25 protein-coding genes are annotated in these 26,707 nt (G+C 71.5%); 13 read left to right on the top strand and 12 right to left on the bottom strand.

Annotation, left to right across the window (positions count from 1 at the left end):
* Positions 1-90: 90 nt before the first annotated feature.
* From ACH4ZA_RS28665 to ACH4ZA_RS28655, 3 genes are all read right to left on the bottom strand, one after another.
* Positions 91-2,124: a calcium-binding protein gene (locus ACH4ZA_RS28665; protein WP_398432261.1), complete on the bottom strand. Its 2,034-nt coding sequence runs from the start codon at positions 2,122-2,124 to the stop codon at positions 91-93.
* A 215-nt stretch (positions 2,125-2,339) separates the two neighbouring features.
* A complete protein-coding gene (gene glpK, locus ACH4ZA_RS28660) occupies positions 2,340-3,857 on the bottom strand; it encodes a glycerol kinase GlpK (RefSeq protein ID WP_398432260.1) in 1,518 nt (505 codons plus the stop codon).
* Between the two features lie 24 nt (positions 3,858-3,881).
* Positions 3,882-4,727, bottom strand: a complete 846-nt coding sequence (locus ACH4ZA_RS28655) for an MIP/aquaporin family protein (protein WP_398432259.1) — start codon at positions 4,725-4,727, stop codon at positions 3,882-3,884.
* Positions 4,728-5,099: 372 nt separating this feature from the next.
* Here ACH4ZA_RS28655 and ACH4ZA_RS28650 point away from each other — a divergent pair, with 372 nt between their 5' ends.
* From ACH4ZA_RS28650 to ACH4ZA_RS28640, 3 genes are all read left to right on the top strand, one after another.
* Entirely contained in the window at positions 5,100-5,540 is a 441-nt protein-coding gene (locus ACH4ZA_RS28650; RefSeq protein WP_398432258.1) for a DUF6325 family protein, read from the top strand.
* Positions 5,541-5,618: 78 nt separating this feature from the next.
* Positions 5,619-5,906, top strand: a complete 288-nt coding sequence (locus tag ACH4ZA_RS28645) for an SHOCT domain-containing protein (protein ID WP_398432257.1) — start codon at positions 5,619-5,621, stop codon at positions 5,904-5,906.
* Between the two features lie 315 nt (positions 5,907-6,221).
* Positions 6,222-7,016: an SDR family oxidoreductase gene (locus ACH4ZA_RS28640; protein ID WP_398432326.1), complete on the top strand. Its 795-nt coding sequence runs from the start codon at positions 6,222-6,224 to the stop codon at positions 7,014-7,016.
* A 68-nt stretch (positions 7,017-7,084) separates the two neighbouring features.
* Here the strand turns inward: ACH4ZA_RS28640 and ACH4ZA_RS28635 are convergent, their stop codons facing one another.
* Positions 7,085-8,923 (bottom strand): glycoside hydrolase family 15 protein, encoded by a 1,839-nt coding sequence (locus ACH4ZA_RS28635; protein WP_398432256.1) that lies wholly within the window; start codon positions 8,921-8,923, stop codon positions 7,085-7,087.
* 422 nt (positions 8,924-9,345) lie between these two features.
* Between ACH4ZA_RS28635 and rph the strand changes: the two genes are divergently transcribed.
* A complete protein-coding gene (rph, locus tag ACH4ZA_RS28630) occupies positions 9,346-11,949 on the top strand; it encodes a rifamycin-inactivating phosphotransferase (RefSeq protein WP_398432255.1) in 2,604 nt (867 codons plus the stop codon).
* A 69-nt stretch (positions 11,950-12,018) separates the two neighbouring features.
* Here rph and ACH4ZA_RS28625 read toward each other — a convergent pair whose 3' ends face one another.
* On the bottom strand, positions 12,019-12,330 hold the full coding sequence (locus ACH4ZA_RS28625) for an NIPSNAP family protein (RefSeq protein WP_398432254.1): 312 nt from the start codon (positions 12,328-12,330) through the stop codon (positions 12,019-12,021).
* Positions 12,331-12,447: 117 nt separating this feature from the next.
* Here ACH4ZA_RS28625 and ACH4ZA_RS28620 point away from each other — a divergent pair, with 117 nt between their 5' ends.
* Genes ACH4ZA_RS28620 through ACH4ZA_RS28610 form a run of 3 tightly spaced genes read left to right on the top strand, consistent with a single transcriptional unit; the run spans position 12,448 to position 14,682 of the window.
* Positions 12,448-13,425 carry a GNAT family N-acetyltransferase gene (locus ACH4ZA_RS28620; protein ID WP_398432253.1) on the top strand — a complete coding sequence of 326 codons (978 nt, stop codon included), beginning with the start codon at positions 12,448-12,450 and terminating at the stop codon, positions 13,423-13,425.
* Between the two features lie 5 nt (positions 13,426-13,430).
* Positions 13,431-14,009 (top strand): GNAT family N-acetyltransferase, encoded by a 579-nt coding sequence (locus tag ACH4ZA_RS28615; RefSeq protein WP_398432252.1) that lies wholly within the window; start codon positions 13,431-13,433, stop codon positions 14,007-14,009.
* 31 nt (positions 14,010-14,040) lie between these two features.
* Positions 14,041-14,682, top strand: a complete 642-nt coding sequence (locus ACH4ZA_RS28610; protein ID WP_398432251.1) for an ATP-binding protein — start codon at positions 14,041-14,043, stop codon at positions 14,680-14,682.
* An 80-nt stretch (positions 14,683-14,762) separates the two neighbouring features.
* Here the strand turns inward: ACH4ZA_RS28610 and ACH4ZA_RS28605 are convergent, their stop codons facing one another.
* Entirely contained in the window at positions 14,763-16,040 is a 1,278-nt protein-coding gene (locus ACH4ZA_RS28605; protein ID WP_398432250.1) for an MFS transporter, read from the bottom strand.
* A 125-nt stretch (positions 16,041-16,165) separates the two neighbouring features.
* Between ACH4ZA_RS28605 and ACH4ZA_RS28600 the strand changes: the two genes are divergently transcribed.
* A complete protein-coding gene (locus ACH4ZA_RS28600) occupies positions 16,166-16,600 on the top strand; it encodes a VOC family protein (RefSeq protein WP_398432249.1) in 435 nt (144 codons plus the stop codon).
* 54 nt (positions 16,601-16,654) lie between these two features.
* Here ACH4ZA_RS28600 and ACH4ZA_RS28595 read toward each other — a convergent pair whose 3' ends face one another.
* Entirely contained in the window at positions 16,655-17,290 is a 636-nt protein-coding gene (locus ACH4ZA_RS28595; protein ID WP_398432248.1) for an RraA family protein, read from the bottom strand.
* Between the two features lie 356 nt (positions 17,291-17,646).
* Between ACH4ZA_RS28595 and ACH4ZA_RS28590 the strand changes: the two genes are divergently transcribed.
* A complete protein-coding gene (locus tag ACH4ZA_RS28590; RefSeq protein WP_351686184.1) occupies positions 17,647-17,802 on the top strand; it encodes a DUF6131 family protein in 156 nt (51 codons plus the stop codon).
* An 87-nt stretch (positions 17,803-17,889) separates the two neighbouring features.
* Here ACH4ZA_RS28590 and ACH4ZA_RS28585 read toward each other — a convergent pair whose 3' ends face one another.
* Positions 17,890-19,086, bottom strand: a complete 1,197-nt coding sequence (locus tag ACH4ZA_RS28585) for a PP2C family protein-serine/threonine phosphatase (RefSeq protein ID WP_398432247.1) — start codon at positions 19,084-19,086, stop codon at positions 17,890-17,892.
* A gap of 140 nt (positions 19,087-19,226) precedes the next feature.
* Between ACH4ZA_RS28585 and ACH4ZA_RS28580 the strand changes: the two genes are divergently transcribed.
* The 3 genes from ACH4ZA_RS28580 to ACH4ZA_RS28570 are packed head-to-tail and all read left to right on the top strand — an operon-like array spanning position 19,227 to position 21,050.
* Complete coding sequence (locus ACH4ZA_RS28580; RefSeq protein WP_398432246.1) at positions 19,227-19,580, top strand: VOC family protein; 354 nt, start codon at positions 19,227-19,229, stop codon at positions 19,578-19,580.
* A 46-nt stretch (positions 19,581-19,626) separates the two neighbouring features.
* The gene (locus ACH4ZA_RS28575) at positions 19,627-20,016 is read left to right on the top strand and encodes a DUF4440 domain-containing protein (protein WP_398432245.1); all 390 of its coding nucleotides are present in this window, start codon (positions 19,627-19,629) and stop codon (positions 20,014-20,016) included.
* 59 nt (positions 20,017-20,075) lie between these two features.
* A complete protein-coding gene (locus ACH4ZA_RS28570; RefSeq protein ID WP_398432244.1) occupies positions 20,076-21,050 on the top strand; it encodes a DUF1648 domain-containing protein in 975 nt (324 codons plus the stop codon).
* 5 nt (positions 21,051-21,055) lie between these two features.
* On the opposite strand, the gene ACH4ZA_RS28565 is transcribed toward ACH4ZA_RS28570, so the two are convergent.
* Positions 21,056-21,769: a hypothetical protein gene (locus ACH4ZA_RS28565; protein WP_398432243.1), complete on the bottom strand. Its 714-nt coding sequence runs from the start codon at positions 21,767-21,769 to the stop codon at positions 21,056-21,058.
* A 130-nt stretch (positions 21,770-21,899) separates the two neighbouring features.
* Between ACH4ZA_RS28565 and ACH4ZA_RS28560 the strand changes: the two genes are divergently transcribed.
* Entirely contained in the window at positions 21,900-23,291 is a 1,392-nt protein-coding gene (locus ACH4ZA_RS28560) for a penicillin-binding transpeptidase domain-containing protein (RefSeq protein ID WP_398432242.1), read from the top strand.
* Between the two features lie 82 nt (positions 23,292-23,373).
* Here ACH4ZA_RS28560 and ACH4ZA_RS28555 read toward each other — a convergent pair whose 3' ends face one another.
* From ACH4ZA_RS28555 to ACH4ZA_RS28545, 3 genes are all read right to left on the bottom strand, one after another.
* Entirely contained in the window at positions 23,374-23,898 is a 525-nt protein-coding gene (locus ACH4ZA_RS28555) for a hypothetical protein (RefSeq protein ID WP_398432241.1), read from the bottom strand.
* Between the two features lie 95 nt (positions 23,899-23,993).
* Positions 23,994-24,839: an RNA polymerase sigma factor SigF gene (locus ACH4ZA_RS28550; RefSeq protein ID WP_398432240.1), complete on the bottom strand. Its 846-nt coding sequence runs from the start codon at positions 24,837-24,839 to the stop codon at positions 23,994-23,996.
* A 94-nt stretch (positions 24,840-24,933) separates the two neighbouring features.
* On the bottom strand, positions 24,934-26,697 hold the full coding sequence (locus ACH4ZA_RS28545) for a thiamine pyrophosphate-dependent enzyme (protein ID WP_398432239.1): 1,764 nt from the start codon (positions 26,695-26,697) through the stop codon (positions 24,934-24,936).
* Between the last annotated feature and the right edge of the window lie 10 nt (positions 26,698-26,707).

Below are 26,707 nucleotides of genomic sequence, written 5' to 3'. Positions count from 1 at the left end.
AGCGTCTGCGGGCGCGCACACCGGGGGGCCGGGGTACGTGTCGGGCCCCGCACGGCGTGCGGGGCCCGGGTCGCCGGTGTGCGGTGCGGCTCAGGGGCAGCTGAGGCGCGTGTCGCCGGGGTCCGTGGTGCAGGTGTCCGTCTGGAGACCGCCGTTGGCGGTGTCGTTGCCGGACACGTTGTCGACGGTGTTCAGGTTGTCGGTGCCAGAGTTGCCGATCAGGTTGTCGTTGCCGGGGCCCGCGGTGAGGGTGTCGTTGCCGGGGCCGCCGTCGAGGCGGTCGTTGCCGTACCCGCCGTGGACGGTGTCGTTGCCGCTGCCCGCGTCGACCGTGTCGTCACCGCCGAGGGCGCAGATCACGTCGTTGCCGAAGGTTCCGGTGATGGTGTCGTTGCCGCTGGTGCCGATGCGGGTGCAGCCTCTCGCGTTGTCGACCGTGGTGATCGCCGTGGCGGTGTTGTTGCCGGTGCTCGGGTCGGTCTGGGCCGCGCCGGCCGTGGCCCGGTCGGTGAGGGTGCCGGTGGCCCGTGGCTCGGCGGCGACCGTCACCGTGGCTACGGCTCCGGGGGCGAGGACGCCGAGGGAGCAGCTCGCGGTGGTGGCGGTGATGGTGCAGGTCCCTGAACCGGTGGTCGCCGAGACGACGGAGACGGCGACGCCGCTGAGGGTGTCGGACAGGGAGACGCCGGTGGCGGTCGCCGTGGTGCTGTTGTTGGTCACCCGGACCGTGTAGGTGGCCCGGTCGCCGATGCTGACCGTGGTGGGGCCCGACTTCGTCACCGACAGGTCCACGCCGGTCGGCGGCGGGGAGCCACCGCCCTCGAATCGGGCCAGGGCGAAGTCGTCGCCGGGTCCGCCGGCGCCGGCGGCGACGATCTTGCCGTCCGTCTGGAGGGCGACCCCACGGGCTGCGTCGTTGCCGCCGAAGTCCGCGGTCGCGAGGCCGCCGGTGCCGAAGCCGGTGTCCTGGCTGCCGTCGGGGTTGTAGCGCAGGACGGCGAGATCGCCGCCGGTTCCGTTGCTTCCGGCGACGACGATCCGGCCGTCGCCGGGCTGCAGTCTGACGTCCGCTGCTCCGCCGCCGGGGGTGATCACCCTGCCGTTGCCGTCGAAGCCCGTGTCCAGGGCGCCGTTGGGGAGGTAGCGGGCCAGGGCGAACCTGGCGCCGCTGCCGCCGACGGCGACGATCTTCCCGTCGGGCTGGAGCGCGAGTCCTTCCACGGACTCGTAGTCGCCGAAGTCCGTGCGGACGATGCCGTCGCCGTCGAAGCTCGTGTCCACGCTGCCGTCCGCGTTGAAACGCATCAGCGCGAAGTCGAACCTGGTCGAGCCGACCTGCCCGCCGACGACGATCCTGCCGTCGGGCTGCAGCGCCAGGGCGCGGCCGTCGCCGCCTTCCTGGAGAACGGGACCCGCCGGGTTGGCGGTCACCGTGCCGTCGCCGCCGAACGTGGGGTCCGGGGTGCCGTTGCCCGTGAGGCGCAGCACCGCCATCCGCCCGCCGGCATAGCCCGCCGCGACGATCCTGCCGCCCGGGTCGACGGCCACGTCGAGGGCCTCGGTCGGTCCGTCGAAGTCGGCGAAGACCCGGCCGTCGTCGCTGAAGGAGTCGTCCAGGGTCCCGTCGGAGTTGTAACGGGCGACCACGAACCAGCAGCAGTCCTCGTAGTCCCGCCAACTGCTGCCCACCACGACGATCTTGCCGTCGGCCTGGAGCGCCACGGCGTGCGCCTCGCTCCATTGGAGGCTCGGGCCCATGTTGTTGACGGCTGTCGTCACGGTGCCGTCACCGCCGAAGCCGGTGTCCAGGGTGCCGTCGGAGTTGTGGCGGGTCAGCGCGAAGCGGCTTTCCACCGCTGACGCGTCGACGGAAGCACCGACGGAGACGATCTTCCCGTCGGGCTGGACCGCCACGTCGTCGGCATGATCGTCGTCGGCGATGCCGGTGAGCACCTTGCCGTCGCCGCTGAAGGTGACGTCCAGCCCGCCCGGGGCAGCGGCCGCGGCGCCGGGGAGAGTCAGGACCAGGGCCAGGACGGTCGCCGCGACGGCCGCGACCCGGGCCGGAAGGGACCGGCGGCCGGCGTGTCGCTGTCGCGCCGGTCGTGTATGTGGTGTGAACATGCGCGACAGCCTTGCGTCGTCCCTACGCGGCGACGGCCACCACGAGCGGCGTTGCCCTCACCGGACGCACGAATCCATCCCGGCGGGTGAGCACGGTCGGCGGCTCGGCGGCGGCTCGGCCGGCCACGGGCTGCGTCTTCGCGCACGCCGGGACCGGGCGCCGCCCGATGGCACGGGCGGCGCCCGGTCCCGTCCGGACTGCTCGACCTTCGCGACTACTCGACCTTGGCCCAGTCGAGCGTGCGCTCCACCGCCTTCTTCCAGCCCGCGTAACCCTCCGCGCGCTGGTCCTCGGACCACTGGGGCTCCCAGCGCTTGGACTCCTGCCAGTGGGTGCGCAGCTCGTCGGTGTCACGCCAGAATCCGGTGGCCAGACCCGCCGCGTAGGCCGCTCCGAGCGCGGTGGTCTCGGCGACGACCGGACGGCTGACCGGAACCCCGAGGACATCGGCCTGGATCTGCATGCACAGGTCGTTGGCCGTGACCCCGCCGTCCACCTTCAGCACGTCCAGGTGGACTCCGGAATCCTGCTCCATGGCCTCGACGACGTCGCGGCTCTGATAGCAGATGGACTCCAGGGTCGCCCGGGCCAGGTGGCCGTTGTCGTTGTAGCGGGCCAGACCGACGATCGCCCCACGCGCGTCGGACCGCCAGTACGGAGCGAACAGACCGGAGAAGGCGGGAACGAAGTACATTCCGCCGTTGTCCTCGACGGAGCGCGCCAGGGTCTCGCTCTCCGCCGCATCCTTGATGATCTTCATCTGGTCGCGCAGCCACTGCACCGCGGACCCGGTGACGGCGATGGAGCCCTCCAGGGCGTAGACCGCCGGACTGTCGCCGAACTGGTACGCCACGGTCGTGAGCAGGCCGTGCTGCGAACGCACCAGCTCCGTACCGGTGTTGAGGACGAGGAAGTTGCCCGTGCCGTAGGTGTTCTTGGCTTCGCCCGGCGCGTAGCAGACCTGTCCCACGGTGGCCGCCTGCTGGTCGCCGAGCACCCCGGCGATGGGGATGGCGGCGCGGAGCGGCCGGGAGGTGCGGGTCACGCCGAACGCCTCGCGGTGGGAGGACGGGTTGATGGTGGGGAGCATCTGCCGGGGGATGTCGAAGAAGCCCAGCAGCTCGTCGTCCCAGTCGAGGGTCTCCAGGTCCATGAGCATGGTGCGGCTGGCATTGGTCACGTCGGTGGCGTGGACGCCGCCGTCGGGGCCGCCGGTGAGGTTCCACAGGACCCAGGCGTCGGTGTTGCCGAAGAGGGCGTGGCCCGCTTCCGCCGCCTCGCGGACGCCGTCGACGTTCTCCAGGATCCACTGGATCTTGCCGCCGGAGAAGTAGGTCGCCGGCGGCAGCCCCGCCTTGCGCCGGATCACGTCGCCCCGGCCCGAACGCTCGAGGGCCGCCGCGATGGAGTCGGTGCGGGTGTCCTGCCAGACGATGGCGTTGTAGTAGGGACGTCCGTTGCGCGGGTCCCAGACCACCGTGGTCTCACGCTGGTTGGTGATGCCGATCGCGGCCAGGTCCTCGGGTGAGAGGTTGCCGTGCCGCAGAGCGTTCTGGATCACCGAGTTGGTCCGCTCCCAGATCTCCACCGGGTCGTGCTCGACCCACCCCGAGCGCGGGAGAATCTGTGCGTGCTCCAGCTGGTGCTTCGCCACCTCGTTGCCGGAGTGGTCGAAGATCATGAAACGGGTGCTGGTGGTGCCTTGGTCCACCGCGCCCACGAAGTCAGCCATGGGTTGCCGCCTCTGCTGTGGGGGTCATTCCTCGGGGGCCGGAACACGGCCGGGAGGCTCCGGCTCCGCCGTAGGCAGGAACCGGCCGATGAAGGCCTTGTAGAGCCCGGCGCCGAGCAGGCCGCCGATCAGGGGGCCGATGATCGGCACCCAGAAGTAGAGGTTCCCGTACTGATCTCGCCATGCCGTGCCGTAGCCCGTGATGAAACTGGCCAATCGGGGTCCGAAGTCACGTGCCGGGTTGATCGCGTACCCCGCGTTGGTGCCCCACGCCATGCCGATGGCCACGACGATCAGACCGACGATGAACGGGGCCAGGTTGGCGCCAGGCGGCGTGTTCAGCAGGTCCGTGACGGCCAGGATCAGCAGGAGCAGGATCGCGGTGCCGATGATCTGGTCGCGGAACGCGCCCCACTCGTGGACCGGCAGGTTCGGATTGCCGTTGGCGGGGAGCGTGGAGAACACGCCCTGCGTCTTGATGGTGTGCCCGGGGTCGGCCTTCGCCAGCGCCTCGGTGTAGTTCCACCGCACGAGGAGTGCCGCCACGAAGGCGCCGGCGGTCTGCGCCAGCGCGTAGGGGGCGACCTTGCGCCACGGGAAGCCCTTGAACGTGGCCAGGGCGACCGTGACCGCGGGATTGAGGTGGGCGCCGCTCAGTCGTGCCGCGACGTAGACGCCCAGGGTGACGCCGAGGCCCCAGGCCCAGGCGATGCTGTCGTGGTTTCCGAGTCCCCCCGGCGGTGTCGTGAGCGCTCCGCCGGCGACCACCTGGGCCACCACGCCACAGCCGAAGAGGATGAGAATCATGGTGCCCACGAACTCGGCCGCCAGTTCGCCGACCAATCCGTGCATTTTCAATCGCTCAGCCATGGAAGCCCGCTTCCCGCCGGCTCGGCGCCGGCACGTCGACTGCTCGAGCTCTCCCGCACAACAGCATAGGGCGATCATGGACTAAACGCACAAAACGATCCGGAGCGGAATCCCGTGCATGCTGCATCCTCCGCACCCGAGACCCGGGCCGCCACGCCGCGCCCCCTGCCGCCCCGGCCATGCCACGGCCGTCCCGGCCAGGTCACACGTCCGCGACGTGACGGACGTACTGATGTCCCTGACGTCCCGGACATGCAGCGCCCCTGACCCAGTGCTGCAATGGCTGGAAAGCACCGTCCCTCGGATCCGGGCGCGGGCGACCGACACCGCGGCGGAACACGGCCGGGCCGGACCCACCGCTGAGGAGTGGCCATGCAACAGGACGTCGCGGACATGGGGCCCATCGACTATCTGATCGTCGAGTTCCCCGGAAGCCGCATGACGGGCGAGGGCATGCCCCTGCTCGTCGAGCTGGTGGAGGACGGCGTCATCCGCATCCTCGACCTCGTCTTCATCCAGAAGGGCGCCGACGGATCGGTCGCCGCAGTGGAATTCAGGGAGCTCGGCGACCGGGCCGAGCTGACGGTGTTCGAGGGAGCCTCCTCCGGTCTGCTCGACCAGGGCGACCTGGACGAGGCCGGGGCCGCGCTCGAGCCGGGGAACTCCGCCGCCGTCATCGTGTACGAGAACCTGTGGGCCGCTCCCCTGGCGCGTGCGCTGCGACGCGGCGGCGCCCAGATGGTGGCCGGCGGACGCATCCCCGTGGACGCGTTGATGGCATCGCTGGACGCCACCGAGCCGGCGGCCCCGTGACCGCCCCCTGACACCGCCCGCGCCGCGCACCGCCCGCCGTGCGGCCCGACTTCGCACCGACCCAGGGAGATGAGTGACATGCCAGGACTTCTTCGCGGTGTGGCCCGCACCGCCGTGGTCGCGGGGACGGCCACCGCCGTGTCCAACCGCGTCTCGAGGCGGCAGGCCGGCCGGTGGGCCGAGCAGGACAGTACCCGCCAGGCCGCCGAGCAGCAGGCGGCCGCCCCCGCACCCGCCGCCTCGCAGACGCACGCCGACGACATGACCGCCAAGATCGACCAGCTGAGGCAGCTCGCCGACCTCAAGGCTCAGGGCATCCTCACCGAGGACGAGTTCGAGGCACAGAAGCGTCAGCTCCTCGGCTGACCCTGACGTGAGCGCCCGTGCACACCTGCCTGAGCCGCCGCCGTGGGACCGTGTGCGCCCACCCCGGGGCCTTTCATGTCCCGCACCCGGCGTTCCGCACTCCGCCCCCGGCGCCCGAGATCCGGTGGGCGAATCTCCTCCCCCGGTCGGCCCAAGGCCGCTCCCCACGACGCGCCGCCGCGCCGCCGCGATGCTTGGGTGAATGTCTGACCCCGGGGCCGTGAGGTGGGCCCTGGAAGACCCGGCCGCGCAGTGGAGGAGACAGCCGTCGTGAGTCCGACCGAGAGTGCGCCCCGTGACGTGATCCCAGCCCACCTGCTCAAAGGCCAGAAGGCCCTGGTCACCGGGGCGAACTCCGGGATCGGCCTGGCGACCGCGGTCGCGCTGGGCCGGGCCGGAGCCGACGTGGTCGTGAACTACGTGGCCGGCCGGGAAGAGGCCGACAAGGTGGTGGAGGAGATCAGGTCGTACGGCGTGCGAGCGGCGGCCTACGAGGCGGACGTCTCCGACGAGAAGCAGGTCGTCGCCATGACGAACCGGATGGTCGAGGAGTTCGGCACGATCGACATCCTCGTGGCCAACGCCGGGATGCAACGGGACGCCGCGTTCACCGAGATGACGCTCGCGCAGTGGCAGAAGGTCCTCGAGGTCAACCTGACCGGGCAGTTCCTGTGTGCGAGGGAGGCGACGAAGGAGTTCCTGCGCCGCGGGGTCGTCCCCGAGGTGTCGCGCGCCGCCGGAAAGATCATCTGCATGAGCTCCGTGCACCAGGTCATCCCGTGGGCCGGGCACGTCAACTACGCCGCCTCCAAGGGCGGTGTGCAGATGATGATGGAGACCCTCGCCCAGGAGCTCGCGCCGAAGAAGATCCGCGTGAACGCCGTCGCCCCGGGAGCCATCAAGACTCCCATCAACCGCAGTGCCTGGGACACCCCCGAGGCCCGCGAGGACCTTCTGCGGCTGATCCCCTACGACCGCGTCGGCGACCCCGAGGACATCGCCCACGCGGTCGTGGGTCTCGCTTCCGATCTCATGGACTACGTGGTGGGCACCACGCTCTTCGTGGACGGCGGGATGACCCTCTTCCCCGGCTTCGCGACCGGCGGCTGACACCGGTCCGGCCGGCGCTCACCGCACTCGCCGACAGGCTCGGCCCGACGAGAGTGATCCGAACCGGCCTAGGTGCGGTTGAGCGCTGCGTCCAGGGTGATGGCCGCGTCGATGAGGGCGAGATGGGTGAACGCCTGGGGAAAATTGCCCAGTTGGCGTCCCGTCGGGTCGATCTCCTCGGAGTACAGGCCCAGATGGTTCGCGTACCCCATCATCTTCTCGAACACGAGCCGCGCCTTCTCGGTGCGGCCCGCTCGCGCCAGGGCGTCGACGTACATGAAGGTGCACAGCGAGAACGTGCCCTCGGAGCCGCGCAGGCCGTCGGGTGAGGCCTCGGGGTTGTAGCGGTAGACCAGGCTGTCGCTGACCAGTTCCTCCTCCATGGCGTCCAGGGTCGAGGACCACATGGGGTCCTCGGGGGTGATGAAGCCGACCGTCGACATGCGCAGCAGCGAGGAGTCGAGCACGTCGCCGCCGTAATGCTGGACGAAGGCCCGACGTGCCTCGTTCCATCCCTTGGACATGACCTGCTCGTAGCAGTCGTCCCGGGCGCCGCGCCAGCGTTCGACGCCGGCCGGCCGGCCGTTGGACTCGGCGAGCCGCAGCGCACGGTCGAAGGCCACCCAGGACATCACGCGGCCGTAGGTGAAGTTCTCGCGGCCGCCGCGGGTCTCCCACAGGCCTTCCTCCGCCTGGTCCCAGTGGTCGACGAGCCAGTCGAGGTCGGTGAGCAGCGCCCGCCATCCATGGTGCCCCACCTGCAGACCGTGCCGGTGTGCGAAGTAGATGCTGTCGAGCGCCTCTCCGTAGATGTCCAGCTGGAGTTGTGTGGCGGCGCCGTTGCCGATGCGCACCGGCGCGGAGCCCGCGTAGCCCTCCCAGTGGTCGAGCGTCGTTTCGGTCAGGTCGGAGGAGCCGTCCACCGCGTACATGACGTTCAGCGGACCGGTGTCGCCGTCCTTGCCCGCGTGTTCCCCGACGCGGTCGGAGAGCCACTGGATGAAGGCCCGGGCCTCGTCGGTGAAACCCAGCCCGAGCAGGGCGTACACCGAGAAGGAGGCGTCGCGGATCCAGGTGAACCGGTAGTCCCAGTTGCGCTCGCCCCCGAGTTGCTCCGGAAGCGCGGCCGTCGGCGCGGCCACCACCGCGCCCGTCGGGGCGAAGGTCATCAGCTTCAGCGTGATCGCGGAGCGCTCCACGGTCTCGCGCCAGCGCCCCGTGTAGCGCGACTGACGCAGCCAGGAACGCCAGAACGCGATCGTCTCGTCGAAGAGCCGGCCGTACTCGGCGAGGCGCATCTCCCTGGGCGGTCCGCCGGAAGACCGTTCGAGGACCATTCCGCGTTCCTGGCCGGCCTCCAGAGTGAGCGTGAAGTGCAGGGAGTCCCGCCGGTCGGTCAGCAGATCGAGCAGCCGCTCGTCCTCCGGCTCACGGATGGGGTGGACGGTGACCTCGACGCCGTCCTCCGAGACGAACACCGCCCCGTGCTCGCTGAGATGCAGGCGGTGGCTCTTGCGTCCGTAGTCGAACCGCGGCTCCACCTCGACGTCGAACGTCATCCTGCCGCGCACACAGCGCACCATGCGCACGAGTCGGTGCCCCTCCATGACCGACGTGCCGGTCACCGGCATGAAGTCGACCACCTCACCGGCGCCCGCCTCGGTCATGAACCGGGTGACCAGGATCGCCGTGTCGGGGAGGTACAGCTGTTTGGTGGCGTACGCCTGGTGCTGCGGCCGGATCGTGCAGTGGCCGCCCTTTTCCTTGTCCAGCAGCGCGCCGAACACGCTGGGCGAGTCGAATCTCGGCGCGCAGAACCAGTCGACGCTGCCGTCGGTGGTCACCAGCGCCGCGGTCTGCAGGTCACCGATGAGTCCGTGGTTCTCGATCAGCGGGTAGTCGTCCATCAGGGGGTGCCTCTCGGTGCGCGATTCACCCGATCGCCCCCTTGCTACAGACTAGGCCGAGCCTCCGGAATCGGCGCGCGGGCCGTCGACCGGGCCTGCGGCTCCAGCTGCCCGCAGCGCGTGGTCGCTCAGCACGGCCGCCGTCGGCAAAAAAGAGAAGGGCAAGGAGTTCCCTCTCCTCACCCTTCTCAACGTATAGCGCACCGGGGGGCTTGCGGCAAGGCCCGGGGGGTGCCGCAGAATCGTCGGCCAAGGCCACAACCTGCGGAAATGAGGGCGCGAGTGCGTGTGTTGTCGACGTACCGGGGACACGATGACATCGGCGGGAAGGCAAACGCGGTGTGGCCGTGGAGAGCGTCCGCGCCGGTGATCCGGTCGGCCAGGGCACTGCGACGGAACACGAATGCTTCGGAGGCGCGGCGATGAGCGGGCCGTACGTGTGGAATCTTCACGACGTCGACGGGACGAAGGTCGCGGCCGTCGGGGGCAAGGGCGCGAACCTCGGCGAGCTGTCGCGGATCGAGGGCATCCGGGTACCGGCCGGGTTCTGCGTGACGACGGACGCCTTCCGGCGGGTCATGGCCCAGGCGCCGTCGCTGGACGATCGGCTCGATCAGTTGTCGCGTCTGGGTCCGGAGGACGGGGACGCGGTCCGCGCGCTGAGTGCGGAGATCCGGCGGACCATCGAAGGGCTGGCCGTCCCGCGCGAGTTGGCGAGTGCGATCGCCGACGCGCTCGCCGAGCTGGGTGAGGACGCCGCCTGCGCCGTCCGGTCCAGCGCCACGGCGGAGGACCTTCCGACGGCGTCCTTCGCCGGCCAGCAGGACACGTATCTGAACGTCGTGGGACCGGCGGCGGTCCTGGAACACGTCAGCCGGTGCTGGGCCTCGCTGTTCACCGAGCGGGCCGTGGTGTACCGCCGGCGCAACGGCATCGACCACCGCACGGTCCACATGGCCGTGGTCGTGCAGCGGATGATCCTCCCTCAGGCGTCCGGCGTCCTGTTCACGGCCGACCCCGTCACCGGCAACCGGAAGGTCGCCACCGTGGACGCCGGTCTCGGCCTCGGTGAGGCGCTGGTCTCCGGCCTGGTGAACCCGGATGTCTTCAGGGTGCGGGACGACGAGGTCGTCGCCAGGACGGTCGCCGCCAAACACCGGGCCCTGCACGCCCTGCCCGCGGGCGGTACGCGCGAGGTGGCCGTCGACCCGCGGCTCCGGGAGCGGCCGGCGCTGACGGACGCGGAGGCGGTGCGGCTCGTTCGGATCGGCCGGCGGATCGAAGCGCACTTCGGCCGCCCGCAGGACGTCGAATGGTGCCTGGTCGACGGCGACTTCCGGATCGTCCAGAGCCGGCCGATCACGACGCTGTTCCCCGTCCCCGTCCGGGAGAGCGGCGACCGGGAGAACCATGTGTACGTCTCCGTCGGCCACGGTCAGATGATGACCGACCCCATGAAGCCCCTGGGGCTGTCCATGTGGCGGCTGACGGCCATGGTCCCGATGCACGAGGCAGGGGGGCGGCTGTTCGTCGACGTCACCCCGCGTCTGGCCGCACCCGCGAGCCGCGCGGGTCTCCTCGACGTCATCGGCAGGGGCGATCCGCTGACCAGGGACGCGCTGGAGACCGTCCTCGAGCGCGACGGCTTCGTGCCGTCGCTCCCCGACGCGGCTCCCGGCGGGCCGCCGGTCGGCGGTGGGCCCGACCCGACCGAGACCGATCCGGCGGTCGTCGCGGAGCTCATCGCCCGCAGCCAGGCGTCCGTCGCCGCCCTGGAGCGCGGCATCGGCGCCCAGAGCGGGCCGGCGTTGTTCGACTTCCTGCTGGAGGCCTTCGAGGAGCACAAGCGCGTCGTCGGCGATCCGCTGAACATCCGGGCGATCATGGTGGCGATGGAGGCCACCTGGTGGCTCAACGACAGGCTGCAGGAGTGGCTCGGCGAGAAGAACGCGGCCGACACGCTCACCCTGTCGGCCCCCGGCAACGTCACGTCGGAGATGGGACTGGCGCTGCTCGACGTCGCGGACGTGATCCGTCCCCACGCGGAGGTGGTGGCGTTCCTGCAGGACGTTCAGGACGACGACTTCCTCGACGAGCTGGCCGCGCTCGCGGGCGGCGCCGAGGCTCGCGACGCCATCCAGGCATACCTCGACCGGTACGGCATGCGCTGCGTCGGCGAGATCGACATCACGCGGCCGCGCTGGCGCGAGCGACCCTCCACGCTCGTGCCCGTGATCCTCGACAACGTCAGGAACATCGAACCGGGCGCCGCCGCGCGGCGCTTCGAGGAGGGCCGGCAGAAGGCGGAGAAGAAGGCGGCGGAGGTGCTGGCACGCCTGCGGGACCTGCCCGACGGTGACCGCAAGGCCGACGAGACGCAGCGGATGATCGACCAGGTCCGGGCCTTCATCGGCTATCGGGAGTACCCCAAGTACGGCATCGTCAGCCGCTACTTCCTCTACAAGCAGGCACTGTTGAGGGAGGCCGAACGGCTCGTGCGGGCCGGTGTGCTCTCGGCCGCCGAGGACGTCTTCTACCTCACGTTCGAGGAGTTCCGGCACGCCGCGCGCTCGAACCGGGTGGACGACCGGCTCGTTCAGCAGCGCAAGGAGGCGTTCCGGTCGTACCACGCGCTGACGCCGCCCCGGGTCCTCACCTCGGACGGCGAGGCCGTCACCGGGGCGTACCGGCGCGACGACGTGCCGGCCGGCGCCCTCGTCGGCCTGCCGGTGTCGGCCGGGGTCGTCGAGGGCCGGGCCCGCGTCGTCCTCGACATGGCGCAGGCCGATCTGGAGACGGGCGACATCCTGGTCACCGCCTTCACCGACCCCAGTTGGTCGCCGCTGTTCGTCGGGATCACGGGCCTGGTGACGGAGGTGGGCGGGCTGATGACGCACGGCGCGGTGATCGCCCGGGAGTACGGTCTGCCGACGGTCGTGGGCGTGGACCGGGCCACCCGGCTGATCCGGGACGGGCAGCGGATCCGGGTGCACGCGACCGACGGGTACGTCGAGATCCTGTCCTGACCGCCCGGGACGTGACGGGGGTCCCGCGGTCGGCGCCCGCGGGACCTCCTGGGACGCGCCGCCGACGGGTCAGGACACCCCGTCGAGCGGGCGGAGGAAGCGGCGCAGGTACCGCCTGATGCAGCGCGTGCGACGTGCCAGTTCGAACGCCTCCTGGCACTCCGGATCGGTCGTGCTGTCCGTGCGGTACTGCTCGTACGCGGCAAGGCTCGGGAACGAGAAGAGGGCGTAGGCGATGTCGCTGTCGCCCTCGCTGGGCAGGAAGTAACCGTGGTGGGTCCCGCCGAAGCGGTTGACCAGTCCGACCCAGCGGCGGCCGTACTCCTCGAAGTCCTCCAGTTTGTCGGCGTCGATCTCGTAGGTCAGGTGCACGGTGATCATGTCTCCATCATGCAGCGGGACCCCTCGGCGTCGGAACGGGGCTCGACCGCACCCGGGGCGACGCCGGCCGGGGAAATCGGGTCGACAGGCGGACGCGGACGGCGCAGGGTTCGCCTTGTGCCCGACTCTGCCCTTCCCCACCTGCCGACCGGCTACCGGAGCCGCCCGGCGACGACCGCCGACGTCCCGGAGATCCACCGCCTGGTCGCCGCGTGCGAACACCGCTTGCACGGCCGTGCCACGACCGACGCCGACGCCATCGCCGCCGATCTCGCCCAGCCCGGTCTGGACCTCGCGTGCGACTCCGTGCTCGTCCACGACCGCGACGGGCGGCCGGCGGGCTGGGCGTGGGTGCGGGGGCGGCGGTCCACGGTCGACGTCCACCCCGACCACCGAGGACGGGGACTGGGCCGGTCACTGCTCGCGCGCGCCGAGGCACGGGCCCGGCAGCGGGGCGGGGATCGGCTCGCCCAGACCGTCTCGGACAGCGATCGGGCGGCCGTCGCCCTGCTGATGCCGAACGGGTACTCCCCTCTCGTCACCGAGTGGCTGCTGGAGTTCGCGATGCCCGAGGAGCCGGTCGTGCCCGAGCCGCCCGAGGGGATCACTGTCCGGCCGTTCCGCCCCGGCGACGCGCACGCGGTGCACCGGCTCGCCGAGGACGCCTTCGACGAGTGGCAGCAGCGGCGGCAGCCGTACGAGGAGTGGGCCCGCCACACCGTCGAACGCGCGACGTTCGAACCGGCGGCGTCACCGATCGCGTTCGCGGACGGGCAGATGGTCGGCGCGGTGCTGTCCCTCAACGGCCCCGGCAGGGACGAGGGATACGTCGAACGCGTCGCGGTGCGGCACGACCACCGCAACCGGGGGATCGCGCGCATGCTCCTGCGGGAGGCGTTCCGCACCTTCCACACCCACGGAGTGCGGACCTGCACCTTGTGGACGCATTCGGACACCGGAGCGCTGTCGCTGTACGAACGGATCGGCATGACGGTCCGGCGCAGTTCCACGGTCTACAGCAAGGAGCTCACTCCCTGGAGGGCGGGAGACCGGGCGGTGGACGCCCTGCACTTCCCGGCGGCACCGGGACAATGACCGGCATGCACCCGTTGCCCACACTGTCCGCCGCGGAGATCGGCACGGACCGCCTTCGCCTGCGCAGAGCGCACGACGCCTACGTCGACGGCCTCATCGAGCTCCTGACCGATCCGCAGGTCCGGGGCCACCTCGGCGGCCCACGGCCCCGCAGCGCCGTCGAGCAGTACTTCGGGGAGAACGGGATCGGCGCCGTCGCCGCCAGGCCCGGCGCCTATGTCGTCGCCGACCGGCAATCGGACCGCTGCCTCGGGATGCTGGTGCTCGACCGCCGTTCCCCCGACCTGCCCGGGCACGTGATCGAGAAAGGCGCGGAGCTGGAGCTGAGCTACGAGCTGCGGCGCGGCAGTTGGGGCGCGGGGCTGGCTCTCGAGGCCGCCACGGCGGCGCTTCGGGCCGCGGCCGGTGAACTGCCCGACCAGCCGGTCCTGATCGTGACGCAGAGCGCCAACGAGCGTTCGCTGCGGCTCGCCGCCCGCCTAGGATTCCAGCGCGTCGGCACCTTCGAGGCGTTCGACGCGGAGCAGACCCTCGCCGTCGCACACCTGCATGCGTTCAAAGCGCCGACGCCGACTCACGGGTAGGGCGGGCGCAGCGGTGTCCGATACTCGTCGGATGAACGAACCAGCGGCCTCCTCGTGGACCAACACCACCCACGACTGGGCCAGTTACGTGGATCTGGACCATCTCGCCCGGATTCGCCGCCAGCCGCGGCTCTTCGCCCCCGGCGGCCCGGCGCACCTCGTCCTCGAAGTCGTCGCCTACGCCGCCGACGAGGCGTCCCATCGAGGCGGCGGCCGGTGCCTCGTCACGCTGCATCGCGACGGCTCCGTGTCCGTGGCGGACGACGGACGAGGCACCGACACCCGGGTGGACGCACACGGCCGGACCGTGAAGAAGCCGGTGATGGCGTCGAAGGACCTGAGGTTCTTCGACTTCCCGGATGCGGAACGCCTTCCGGACGGGCACCCGCGGCGCGGAATGTCCGTCGTCGCGGCGCTCAGTGAGTGGCTGGTTCACACCAACCGCCGTCGCGAGGGGGCCTGGACCCAACGCTATGAGCACGGTGTCCCGGTGAGCGACCTGACCCCGCTCGACGCCGACGGGACCACCGGAACGCTCGTCCGCTTCCTGCCGCTCGGCTCGCTGCGCGCACAGGGCCCGCCCGCCGCGGACGCTCTGCCGCGGTGGTGCGCGCACTGGGCCGACCTGGCGGTTCGCCTCGAGGACGAGCGCGGCCTGACTTCACGACCCTGACAGCGTTCGGCGCCCCGGGCCCGGGATCGCAGAACCCGCGCGGGGGCGCCGTCGACGGACTGACGGCACTGCCCGGGCCGTTACGTCCGCTCCGCCTCGCGTCGGTCGTGCGTCGTCCTCGGCCGGTCGACCGGAGTCAGGCGGTTGACCCGGTGAACGGCCGGGACGCAGAGGTTGAGCACCGTCGCGGCGGCGATCATCGCGGCGCATGCCAGCAGCGCCGTCCGACCGTCCCAGGAGTGGGCCGCGAGAGCGGTGATGACGTATCCGGCAGGCATGGCCAGGCGCTCCCCGATCCCGTTGAAAGCGATCAGCCGGCCCTGCTCCTCCGGAGGCACATGCTGCGAGAAAGCGGTGGTCCAGGCGACGACCGCGATGTCGAGTCCGACGCCGGCCAGCAGGGCGGCCACCAGCACGAGCAGCAGCGGCAGCCCCCCGGCCATGGCCGCCAGGGGGAGCACGAGCGCGCCGCCCGCGGCGATCGCGACCACGAGCAGCCGGTACGGCTTCCAGCGCAGGCACACCAGGGTGCCCGCGAGCAGTCCGCAGGCGAAGGCCGCCTGGATCAGACCCCAGTCGCGGGCACCCGCGTACTGCGACGCCGCGACGAGCGGGCCGAGAAGCTGGAAACCCGCCAGCCACGCGGCGACGAGGACGGTGCCGGCGGCCGTGTAGGTCCACAGCCAGGTGCGCGACCAGAAGCTCGCCCAGCCGGCCCGCAGATCCGCCGGCGCGCTGCCGGACGTGGTGGGCGGGGCGTCCAGGCGCAGACCGAGCAACAGGACGGCCGCCGCGGCGAACGTGAACGCGTCCCAGGCCAGGGCCCATGCCGCGCCGCTTGCGGCCACGACGAGCCCTCCGGCGACCGGAGCCAGTACCTTGACCACGTTGGCCGGCAGTCTGAGCAACGCGTTGGCCTGTTGCAGATGCTCGGCGGGAACGATCTGCACGACGGCGCCCTGCGCGGCGGGCCCGATGAACGAGGCTGCCGTGCCCGACACGAAGCCGCACGCCGCGATCGACGCCGTGGTCGCGTGCCCGGTGGCCACCGAGAGGGCCAGCACCCCTTGGGCGCCCGCGGCCAGCAGATTGCCGAGAAAGAGCAGCCGGCTTCGGGACAGGCGGTCCGCGAAGACCCCGCCCGCCAGCAGGAACAGGATCATGGGGACGGTGTTCGTGGCGAGCACGAGGCCGAGTGAACCCGCTCCCCCGCCCTGCTCGATGACGGAGTAGGCCAGGGCGAGGGGCGCCATCGCTGAGCCGGTCACCGAGATGAGATGGGCCGAGAGGTACCGCCGGAACGGCGCGATCCCCCATGGCGTGCCGGTGGTCGTCGGTGACTCCTGGGCCAACTCCATGATCTCCCCCTGTGTCAGGCGCAGCGAGCACCATAGCCCCGGCGTGCGCCGTGTCGAAGTCCCCGCGGCAATCGCCTGACGCCTTTCGTCCGAGGGCAGTTGGGTCCCCCTGCTACGGTGACGCGATGGCATCGATCAAGGAGTTCCAGGTCACCTTCGACTGCGCGGATCCCCGGCGCGTCGCCCGCTTCTGGTGCGAGGTGCTGGGGTACGTCCTGCCCACGCCGCCGTCGGGATTCGCCACTTGGGACGACTACGACCGCTCGCTGCCGTCCGATGAGCGGGGTGCGTGGTCCGTGTGCCAGGACCCCGCGGGCGTGGGCCCCCGGCTGTACTTCCAGCGTGTTCCCGAAGGCAAGGTCGTCAAGAACCGGGTGCATCTCGATGTGCGCGTGGGCACCGGCCTCGTGGGCGAGGAGCGCGTGGCCAGGCTCGAGGCCGAGTGCGCACGGCTCGTCGCGCTCGGCGGGGTACGCGTACGGCTCCTGGTCGCCGACGAGCAGAACGAGTCGTGCCTGCACATGCTGGACGTCGAGGGCAACGAGTTCTGCCTCGACTGAGCACCGGCGAGCGGCACCACGAGCGGCACCACGACCGGGCGCGGCGGGACGGTGTCAGCCCTCGAAGCCCTGGGCGCGCAGGATCTCGTCGATACGCGTGCGGTGGGCCCTCTCCCACGCGTCGAGGGTCTCGCCGGCCTCCTTGCTGAGCTTGGCCCGGGCCGCGGTCAGCGTCTCCTGCGTGCGGGCGGAGGGGACGACCACGACGCCTTCCTCATCGGCGACGACGATGTCACCGGGGTGCACGGCGACTCCCCCGCAGCGCACCGGGGCGTTGAGCGGCTCGACCGCCTTCTTGCTTCCGGGGAAGGGGATCACCCCGCGGGCGAACACGGGGAAGCCCATCTCGCGGACCTCGGCCAAGTCCCGGACGAGCCCGTCGGCGACGAAGGCCGCGACGCCCCGGCGTTGCGCGACGGCGCACACGTTGCCGCCGGCCAGCGCGTAGTCCAGGTCGCCCGACTCGACGACGATGACGGCGCCCGGTTCGGCACGGTGGACGGCCGCGTGGAGCATGAGGTTGTCGCCCGGCGGGCACCGCACCGTGAACGCCGGCCCGGCCACGCGGGGCACGGGCGCCCACAGCGGGCGGATGCCGATGCCCATGACCTGCGCGCGGCCCAGGACGTCAGCGAGCGTCGTGGTCGGTGTCTGCGCGAAAGCGGCAACCGCTTCGTTCGTGTCGGTCATGTGCGTCTCCCCCTCGTGATGAACGGGCCCGTGCCGTCCCGGGCCTGTCCGTTTCTACACGACGGTCGCGTCGTGGACGATCGGATTCCGGCCGTGCGGACGGGGCGGCCCGGGAGATCACGCCCACGTCGGCCGATTCGACGGCGCCCGTCCCGTTCGCGGCTCCGGAAAGGCGGGTACTCGGAGTCGGCACCCTCATCGGACACGGGCGGGGCGATCGCCATGACACACGAGACCACCAGCGCCTTCCGCGCGACGGGTCGTCCGGGCGCCCCGCCCCCTCTCTCCCCTCCGCCACCCGTCCAAGGCGCCGCCGCTCGCGGCGCGGCCGTCAACCGCTCCCCAAGGGGGAAGCCATGATCATCCTGGGTGTCATTCTGCTCATCATCGGTCTCGTCGCCGGCATCGCCTTCCTGTGGACCATCGGGGTCATCCTGGTGGCCGTGGGCGCGGTGCTGTGGGTTCTCGGCGCGATGGGACACGCCGTCGCCGGCCGGCGTCACTATTGGTGACCGGGGACGTCGGGCACTCGCCGCCGCCCGCCGCTCCCGCCGGATCCACCGGATCCACCGGACGCGAGGAGAGGCCCGCCGCGGGCGTCACCGCGGCCCGGGTCTCTTCCCCACAGATCCAGGTCCGTGCCGATTTCCGTGCCAGTCCAGTACGACCACCGTGGCGTCGTCCCTGAGATTTCCGTGACAGGCCTCGAGCACGGCGGCCGTCAGGCTGCGGACGGCCTCCCGCGGGTGCAGCTCGCGGGTCTCCTGGAGGATCGAGGCCAGATCGGCGGCGGCCGCGCCCCGCTCCTGCATGCCGTCGGTGAGCAGGACCAAGCGGTCCGCAGGACGCAGGTGCAGCTTCTGCACGCGGTACGACGTGGGCGCCGCCACTCCGAAGGGCAGGTTGACGGCGAGTTTCAGCTCTTCGACAGCGCCGTCGCGAAGCCGCAGCGGCCGGGGATGGCCGGCGTTGACCAGCTCGCACACACCGGTGTCCAGTGCGACGCACAGCAGCTGGCCGGTGGCCAGACCGCGGCTGTGGCTCAGCAGGGCCTGATGCGCGTGGTCGGCCTGTTTCAGCGCGTCACAGCCGCTGCGGCGCGCCCGTCTCAGCGCCCCGACCAGCAAGGTGGCCAGCAGGGCCGAGTTCGTGTCGTGGCCCATGGCGTCGGTGATCGACAGGTGCAGGGTGTCACTGTCGAGGGTGTAGTCGTAGGTGTCGCCCCCGATGTCGTCCGCCGGGACGAGCCCGGCGGCGAGGGTGAACTGGGCCGCCTCGCAGCAGGCGGCGGAGGGCAGCAGCTGGTGCTGGATCTCCGCGGCCAGGCTCGTCTCGGTGGTGCGACGGACCAGGTGGTAGAGGTCGGTGAAGCGGCGGTCCGTGACGATGATGTAGGCCAGCGTGTGCGCCGCGTCGCGGACCTGCCGGAGCACGGTGTCGTCGACGGACTGCAGGGTCACCTCGAGGACGCCGATGCAGTCACCGCGGTTGGTGACCGGCGTGATGACACGCTGCCCTTCCTGTCCGTCCGGTTCCACATGCTGGCGTTGGCTCCGCAGGACGCCGTCGTAGACGGTGCCCACCAGATCCATCGGCTCGCCCCGGTCCTCGACGTCACTGCCGGCCGCGACGAGTCGCACGAGCCGCTGTCCGACGAGGTCGACGAACAGGAAGGACACGCGCTCGGCGCCGAACCGCTTCTGCAGATCGTGCGCCACCACGTCGACGGACTCACCGGGCGGAGCCGCCTCCGCAGCGGCCAGCAACTCGCCCAGTTCCAGATCTCCACCCTTCACAGCAACCTCCCATCGGCTGCCGAATCTTCTTCCCCGAATCCCCGCGAGGTCACCTGATGCGCCAGTTTCCGGCTGGCCGAGACGGCGGGCCGGGCCGCCTCGGCACCCCCCGTCCCCCCGGTCCTGGCAGGATGGCGGGCATGGAACGTGTGCTTGGAATCGGTGGATATTTCCTGCGGGCCGCCGACCCGGAGGCCCTGACCGCGTGGTACCGCGAGTGCCTGGGTCTGGACGCCGACGACCACGGCTTGTGGCGTCAGGAGAGCGGCCCGACGGTGTTCGCGACGTTCGAGTCCGGGACCGACTACTTCGGGTCCCGTGACCAGCGGACCATGCTCAACTTCCGCGTCCGCGACCTCGACGCGATGCTCGCCCAACTGCGAGCGCGGGGAGCGGACGTGGCCGAGGAGACGCAGGACATGGAGGGGGTCGGCCGGTTCGGCTGGGTGGTCGATCCGGAGGGCAATCGCATCGAGCTGTGGCAGCCCGCCTGACGGCGCCGCGCAGCGAGGCGAGTCGGCCCTTGCGTAGGGTTCGGTCATGACCGACGAGAGCGAAAGCGGGCGTGCCGTACAAGAGGCCGTCGACGCCGAACTGCGGCTGCTCGATCCCGAGGTGCGGGCTTCTCCGGCCCTCGTGTCGGAGCTGCTGGATCCGGAGTTCACCGAGTTCGGTGCTTCGGGACGCCGCTGGGACGCGCGGTCCGTCCTCTCGGTCACCAGTGCGGGGACGGTGTCGTCGCAATCCCCGGTGCAGGTCGACGAGATGGCCGGAGTCGTTCTTGCTCCCGGCGTGGTTCATCTGACGTACTTCAGTGACAACCAGGGGCGGCGGGCCTGGCGGAGCTCCTTGTGGCGGCTGACGGAGACGGGCTGGCGCATGTACTTCCACCAGGCGACGCCCGTCCCGTCCGCGCCCGATCGGCCCTGAAGGCCGCCGGCGTCGACGGAGACGGGGCGTATGCGCCCCGGACACGATCAGGGGGATCGGTGAGCGGACGGGCGCGCAGGAGCGCTGTGGTGTGGGTGGCCGGTTGGGGCATCGGTGTCCTGACCCTGCTGGTGGCATTGCCCTTGGCTGCGGGCAGCAGGCTCCCGGACCGGGTCGCCACCCACTGGCAGGGTTCGGGCCGGCCCGACGGCTCCATGCCGCTGTGGGCCGCGGCCCTGTTCCCAGCGCTGATCTGGGGTGTTGCGGCGTTGGTCGTCGTGCTGAGCGCGCGCCGGGCGGGGTCCGGGGGCAGGGTGCCCGGCTGGGCGGTCGCGGGTCTCGGCTTCGGCGGCGTGACGCTGCTGGGCGGGCAGGCGTCGGTCGTCCGGGCGAATCTGGGCCACGGTGACTGGCACGAGGCGGGATCGGTGACGACGGGTGTCGTGGGCGTCCTGGTCGCGGCGACCGTCGTCGGAACGGCCGGCTTCCTGGCCGCGCGTCAGGAGCGGACCGGGGCCCGGCCCGCGGCCGCCGGCTCGGCTCCGGGGATGTCCGCCGGACAGCGGGACTCGTGGTCCGGCCGCGCCTCGAACGCCTGGCTGCATGCGCTGGCCGCCCTGACCGGGATGCTCGGGATCGCCGTCGTGACGTCGGTGCTCGCCGGCCTCACGGGACTTCCGTTCCTCCTGGCGGCAGTTCCGTTCGCCCTGGCCTGCGTGCTGGTCGGCGGCTGCGCGACGGTGCGGGCACGGGTCGACGAGACCGGTCTGACCGTCGCCTTCGGGCCCTTCGACCGGCCGGCACGGCACTGGACCGTGGACGACGTCGAGGGGGCGCGGGTCGAGCGCCGCGGGCCCGGACAGGTCGGCGGCTGGGGCTACCGGCTCGGCGGCCCGGGCTCCACCATGCTGGTACGCGGCGGAGAATGCCTCGTCATACAGCTCTCGAAGGGCGGGGAGTTCGCCGTGAGCGTGGACGACGCCGAACACGGAGCCGCGCTGCTGAACTCCCTGCACGCCGGACGGGCCGCCTGAGCGGCCTACGTCCGGGAGAGCCACAGGCGGCCCAGGCTCCTGGCGGCGCGCAGGGCGACGACGCACGCGCCGAGGTACGCGGCCACGATGCCGGCGAAGACCAGATGCCAGGTGAAGCCGGCTCCGGCCGAGTAGTCCCCCGTGCCCAGCCACGCGAAGCAGCCCAGGATGATCTCGAAGACCGTGAGGACGGCGATGGACAGACCCCACGGCATGGTCGGCACGCCGATCAGGAAGGCGAGAAAGCGCAGGTTGGTGGTCTCCCGGCGGACGACGGCGATCACCAGCACCGCCAGCGCCGCGATGAAGTAACCCTTGGTGAAGGTGTTCCACTGCAGCCAGTCCACGAGCGACGCGGCATCCCGCGTCTGAAGCTCGAGGAACGAGTGCCCGGACTTCTGGTAGGCGAAGGCGATCAGGTTCCCGATGACGAGCACGCCTGCCAGCCAGCCGCACACCACCAGCAGGAGCAGCAGCGACAGCCCCACGGCCGCGGTGACCTGCGTCGCGGACATCTCCACCAGCCGGTCCTGGGCGTCACGGGCCGCCCCGCCCAGACGGCGGGCCAGCGTCACGGTCGACCTGATGGTGCCCAGCCACGCCGTCACCAGGACGTACAACAGGTAGGCGGTGACGGCGACGCCCGGTCCGAACACGCCGTTGACGGCGAATCTCCACACATCCTCGGGCTGTGGGATGCCCTGCACGACCGTGTCCACGAACGCCGCTCCTCGCCCCCCGCCCCCATCGCACGGGGCGCACTGGGTAGATGGTGACACGAAGGCGGCAGGAGCGGACCTTCTGTGCACAACCACCCCTGCCCTCGGGCCGGTTCTCTAAGATGCGGCCATGCACACGACCACGGGAGGGGCGCTTCGCGTCTCGGGGATCCTCATCGCTCTGGCCACCGTGACGAGCGGCTGCACCCAGGACGCGCCCTCCGACGGCGCCCCGGGCCCGTCCTCGGGCACGTCCTCGGGCACGTCCTCGGCGAAGGCTTCCTCTCCGGCTTCCTCGAGGCGCGGGCTGGGCGACATCCTGGTCGGCGGGAAAGCCGTCACCGGTTCACAGCCCACCGGCCTCGCGAAGGTCCCCTACCGGCGTACCTACACCGAGGGCGCTCTCTACGCTCCGGTCACGGGCTTTCGGTCGATGGCGTTCGGCGGGTCCGGCCTGGAGCGGGTGTACGAAGACGTCCTCGGCGCCGCGTCCTCGTCCGGCGCCGCCCCGGGCGACGTCGCGACGACCATCGAACCCGCTGTCCAGAAGGCCGCGTTCGCCGCGCTGGGCGACCGGCGGGGCGCCGCGGTGGCGCTCGACGCGGAGTCCGGGAAACTGCTCGCGCTCGTGAGCACGCCTTCCTACGACCCGGCGACGTTCAGCGGCCGGTCGACGAAGGACGCGCAGGCGTGGAAGTCGGTCAACGCCGACGCCCGTTCGCCGATGCTGAACCGTGCCCTGCGGCAGCCCGACGCGCCGGGGGCGACCTTCAGCGTCGTCGTCGCGGCGGCCGCCCTCGACCAGGGGCTCTACGCGTCGGTCGACGAGGCGACCGCGAGCCCTCTCGGCTACGTCCTGCCCCTGTCGACGACGCGGGTGACCGGCGCGTCGCCGGCGTGCGTGAACGCCTCGATCAGAGTGGCGCTGCGACACTCGTGCGCCAATGTGTTCACCAAGTTGGCCGCCGACCTCGGGCAGGACCGACTCCGCTCCGTGGCGCGGAAGTTCGGCTTCGACGACGACACACTCGACGTGCCCCTGCGGGTCGCCGAGAGCAGCTGTCCCGGTGCCGGCACGTCGGCCCCGGCGGCGGCATTGGCGGGGATCGGAGCCGGGGACGTGCGCGCGACCGTGCTGGAGATGGCCCGGGTCGCGGCAGCGGTCGCGAACGACGGGCGGCTCGTTCCCCCGTCGTTGGTGGAGCGGGTGACGAACGCGGACGGCACCGCCCGACCGCCCGCGGACCGCGGCGGCGCCCCCGTGCAGGCCGTCTCCCGTGGCACCGCCGAGGCGTTGCGGGCGGCGCTGGGGAGCGGCGGACAGACGGGATGGGTCCCCGGCGGTGGGGGCGACTCGGCCTCCTCGTGGTTCATCGGTCACGCTCAGGCGTCCGGCGGACGGCGCATCGCCGTGGCCGTCCGCGTCGAGGGGCTGCCCTCCACGGCGGGCGCCGACGAGGCCGGCGGCGGGCGGGCGGCGGCGCAGGTCGCGGCGAAAATCATCGCCGAGATCGGCGGTTGAGCCGGCCGGCCGAGTCACCGGCATGCGCGCGGACCGGCCGACCGGACGGTCCGCGCGCATGCCGGTGACGACCGCCGGTGGGTCACCGCTTTCCGGGCGGCGGCCGGACGGTCCGCCAGCGTGGGGCCTCGTCGTCGGGGACGTCCGGAGAGGGGAAGTGGAACGGCACCCCGAGGAGGTCGGCCAGGGCACGGCCCGCCGCGGCGGCCGCCTCGCCCGGAGGGGGGCCGCCACGGCGGTGGTGGACGAAGGCCAGATCGGCTTCCCCGCGCTGGTCGTCGTCCAGGACGGCGACCAGCACCACGAACCAGTCGTGGACGGTGTCGCCGTCCCACAAAGCCTCGACCGCCACCACCCGGCCCGGCAGCGACGCGGCGCGGGCCGCGAGTGTGGGGGTGTCGAGCGGATCGGGCGGCCGGTACCGCACGCGGTCGCCGAGGGCCGCGTAGCGCGCGTGAACGACCTTCTGCGCCTCCAGCAGATCCAGTTCCAGCGGTCGCAGGGCCTCCAGGACGACCTTGATCGCCGTGATCTGGCGATCGCGCAGCACCTCGGCGTCGACCTCCCGGCGGGTCTGTTCCTCCAGATAGGCCCACCAGCCGCTCATCGGGCCACCGGCCCGGGTCCCCTGTTGTCCGTCATGGGCCAAAGGTACGGCAGCCCGCCGCTGTCCGGCCGTCCCGCTGCGAGGCCCCCGCCCGTTCAGGCGGTGCTGAGCATGCCCTCGCGCAGCCGGGTCAGCAGACGGGAGATCAGCCGGGAGACGTGCATCTGCGAGACGCCGAGGCGTTCGCCGATCTGGGCCTGGGTGAGCTCCTCCACGAACCGCCAGTGGATGATCTTGCGGTCGCGTTCGTCGAGTTCGGCGATCATCGGGGCGAGCGCGTGGAAGTCCTCGATCAGACCCAGGGCGGCGTCCTCGTCACCGATGAAGTCCGCCAGCGCGGCCTCGCCGTCCTCGCTGCCGCTGATCGCCGCGTCCAGGGACGCCGACGTGTAGCCGTTGGAGGCCAGCTGGGCCTCGACGACCTCGTGCTCCGGCAGGCTCATCAGCTCGGAGAGTTCCTTCGTGGTGGGCGTACGGCCGAGGCGGCTGCGCAGTTCCTCCTTGGCGCGGGCGAGCTGCACACGCGCCTCCTGCAGCCGGCGCGGCACATGGACCGCCCACGTGGTGTCCCGGAAGAACCGCTTGATCTCTCCCACGATGTACGGAACGGCGAACGACGTGAACTCGACCTCACGCGTCAGCTCGAACCGGTCGATCGCCTTGATCAGACCGATCATGCCGACCTGGACGATGTCCTCCATCTCCTCCGGCCCCCGACTGCGGAACCGGCCGGCCGCGAACCGCACCAGCGACATGTTCATCTCGATCAGCGTGTTCCGCGCGTACTGGTACTCCGGCGTGCCCTCCTCCAGCACCGCGAGCTGGTCGAAGAACAGCTTCGACAACCTCCGCGCGTCCTTCGGCGCGACCTTGGAAGGGTCTGCGATCTCCGGTACGTCCACTGTCCGTTCAGCGGTCTGCACGGTCGTCGTCGCCGGCATGGTGCCCTCCCCATCGATCGTTTCCTGTCGCCGGTCCGTCGTCCGGCAATCACGCGTGTACCCCCGACGCCCGCCGGCATTCCTGGAACTTCCGTCAGTCGCCGTCCGGCTCTCCGTGGCTTCGGACGACCTCCTTCACCTTGGCTACCGCGAACCCCCAGCCCTGTTCGACCGTCGGCTTGGCCGGGACGGCGATCTCGTCGGGGTTGGTGAGGACGTCCAGCAGGACCGGTCCCGCAGTGCTGAAGGCGCGCCGCACGGCGCTGTCCAGGTCGGCCGGGTCGGTCACCCGGATGCCGGTGATGCCCATGGCCTGCGCCACGGCGGCGAAGTCGGGGTTGTCGAGCACGGTGCCGAACTCGGGCAGGCCGGCCTGCTCCTGTTCGAGTTTCACCATGCCGAGCCGACGGTTGTCGAACACGACGAGTTTGACGGGAAGGCGATACGTCTTCAGGGTCATCAGATCGCCGAGCAGCATGCTGAGTCCGCCGTCGCCGCAGAACGCCACGACCTGGCGCTCGCGGTCCAGGCACTGGGCGCCGAGCGCCTGGGGCATGGCGTTGGCCATCGAGCCGAGGTTGTAGGAGCCGATGAGGCGTCGCCCGCCGCGCATCTCGACGAAGCGCGAAAGCCACACCGTGGCCATGCCGGTGTCGGAGGTGAAGACGGCGTCGTCGGACGCGATCCGGTCGACGGCGGCGGCCAGCGCCTCGGGGCGGATGTCGTGGGCACGGTTGTCCAGTGCGGACCGGATGCGGCCCACGACTCCCTTGTCGTGGTCGGGGTCGGCGAGTCGGGCCTGCCCGGTGCGCCACTGGTCGAAGCGTTCGCGTGCCTTCTCCAGATGGGAGCGCTCGCGCGCTCCTTCCGATCCGGCGGGCGCCGCGGTGAGGTGGTCCAGGAGGTCGCGCACGCCGGCGCCGGTGTCCCCCACGAGTCCGACGTCGACCGGTACGCGGCGCCCGATGTGCGCGGCCTCGGTGTCGATCTGGATCACGGTCCGGCCCTCGGGATACCAGTCCCGGTAGGGGAAGTCGGTGCCGAGCAGCAGGAGGGTGTCCGCGTCCTGGAGGGCCGCCGCGGCGGCGGGGTTGCCGATGAGGCCCGTCTGGCCGACCTGGTAGGGGTTGTCGTCTCCCTCGAAGCCCGCCTTGGCCTTCAGGGTGAGCACCATCGGCGCTGCCAGCCGGTCGGCGAGGGCGAGGACGTCCTCGCGTGCGGCCCGGGCGCCTTCACCGACGAGGAGGGTGACCCGTTCGGACCGGTCGAGGAGTTCAGCGGCGCGGCGCACGGCCGCCGCGTCGGGCCGGCTCAGCGGCGGGTTCAGGGAGAAGCGGGCCGGCCGGTCGGAGGGCAGGTGCCGCTCGCCCAGGTCGCCCGGCACGGTGAGGACGGCGACGCCCTTGCGTCCCACCGCGTGACGCACGGCCGTCTCCAGCATCCGGGGCAGCTGATCGGGGGAGGTGATGGTCGCGCGGAAGACGGCGACGTCGCTGAAAAGGGCGTCGTTGTCGACTTCCTGGAAGTAGTCGCTGCCGAGTTCGGCGAGCGGTACCTGACCGGCGATCGCCAGGACCGGCGCGTGGCTCTTGGCCGCGTCGTACAGCCCGTTGAGGAGGTGGACGGAGCCGGGTCCGACGGTGCCCATGCACACGCCGAGCGTGCCGGTGAGCTGTGACTGGGCGCCGGCGGCGAACGCCGCCGCCTCCTCGTGGCGGCAGCCGACCCACTCGAGGCCGTCGGTGGTGCGGATGGCGTCGGTGACGGGGTTGAGGGCGTCCCCCACGACGCCGAACACCTGGCGCACTCCGAGCTCGCTGAGCGCGTCGACGATGACACGGGCGACGGTACGGGTCATGTGGGTCCTC

This window comes from Streptomyces sp. NPDC020597 (assembly GCF_044335095.1).
In the GTDB taxonomy this organism is placed as follows: domain Bacteria; phylum Actinomycetota; class Actinomycetes; order Streptomycetales; family Streptomycetaceae; genus Streptomyces.
The sequence above is the reverse complement of the archived record's forward strand: the minus strand, read 5'-3'. Positions and strand labels throughout refer to the sequence as shown.

Bases quoted from the DNA above. Each gene is read 5' to 3' on its own strand.
- ACH4ZA_RS28665 (WP_398432261.1), bottom strand. From the start codon at position 2,124: ATGTTCACACCACATACACGACCGGCGCGACAGCGACACGCCGGCCGC.
- glpK (WP_398432260.1), bottom strand. From the start codon at position 3,857: ATGGCTGACTTCGTGGGCGCGGTGGACCAAGGCACCACCAGCACCCGT.
- ACH4ZA_RS28655 (WP_398432259.1), bottom strand. From the start codon at position 4,727: ATGGCTGAGCGATTGAAAATGCACGGATTGGTCGGCGAACTGGCGGCC.
- ACH4ZA_RS28650 (WP_398432258.1), top strand. From the start codon at position 5,100: ATGCAACAGGACGTCGCGGACATGGGGCCCATCGACTATCTGATCGTC.
- ACH4ZA_RS28645 (WP_398432257.1), top strand. From the start codon at position 5,619: ATGCCAGGACTTCTTCGCGGTGTGGCCCGCACCGCCGTGGTCGCGGGG.
- ACH4ZA_RS28635 (WP_398432256.1), bottom strand. From the start codon at position 8,923: ATGGACGACTACCCGCTGATCGAGAACCACGGACTCATCGGTGACCTG.
- rph (WP_398432255.1), top strand. From the start codon at position 9,346: ATGAGCGGGCCGTACGTGTGGAATCTTCACGACGTCGACGGGACGAAG.
- ACH4ZA_RS28625 (WP_398432254.1), bottom strand. From the start codon at position 12,330: ATGATCACCGTGCACCTGACCTACGAGATCGACGCCGACAAACTGGAG.
- ACH4ZA_RS28615 (WP_398432252.1), top strand. From the start codon at position 13,431: ATGCACCCGTTGCCCACACTGTCCGCCGCGGAGATCGGCACGGACCGC.
- ACH4ZA_RS28610 (WP_398432251.1), top strand. From the start codon at position 14,041: ATGAACGAACCAGCGGCCTCCTCGTGGACCAACACCACCCACGACTGG.
- ACH4ZA_RS28605 (WP_398432250.1), bottom strand. From the start codon at position 16,040: ATGGAGTTGGCCCAGGAGTCACCGACGACCACCGGCACGCCATGGGGG.
- ACH4ZA_RS28600 (WP_398432249.1), top strand. From the start codon at position 16,166: ATGGCATCGATCAAGGAGTTCCAGGTCACCTTCGACTGCGCGGATCCC.
- ACH4ZA_RS28595 (WP_398432248.1), bottom strand. From the start codon at position 17,290: ATGACCGACACGAACGAAGCGGTTGCCGCTTTCGCGCAGACACCGACC.
- ACH4ZA_RS28590 (WP_351686184.1), top strand. From the start codon at position 17,647: ATGATCATCCTGGGTGTCATTCTGCTCATCATCGGTCTCGTCGCCGGC.
- ACH4ZA_RS28580 (WP_398432246.1), top strand. From the start codon at position 19,227: ATGGAACGTGTGCTTGGAATCGGTGGATATTTCCTGCGGGCCGCCGAC.
- ACH4ZA_RS28575 (WP_398432245.1), top strand. From the start codon at position 19,627: ATGACCGACGAGAGCGAAAGCGGGCGTGCCGTACAAGAGGCCGTCGAC.
- ACH4ZA_RS28560 (WP_398432242.1), top strand. From the start codon at position 21,900: ATGCACACGACCACGGGAGGGGCGCTTCGCGTCTCGGGGATCCTCATC.
- ACH4ZA_RS28555 (WP_398432241.1), bottom strand. From the start codon at position 23,898: ATGAGCGGCTGGTGGGCCTATCTGGAGGAACAGACCCGCCGGGAGGTC.
- ACH4ZA_RS28550 (WP_398432240.1), bottom strand. From the start codon at position 24,839: ATGCCGGCGACGACGACCGTGCAGACCGCTGAACGGACAGTGGACGTA.
- ACH4ZA_RS28545 (WP_398432239.1), bottom strand. From the start codon at position 26,697: ATGACCCGTACCGTCGCCCGTGTCATCGTCGACGCGCTCAGCGAGCTC.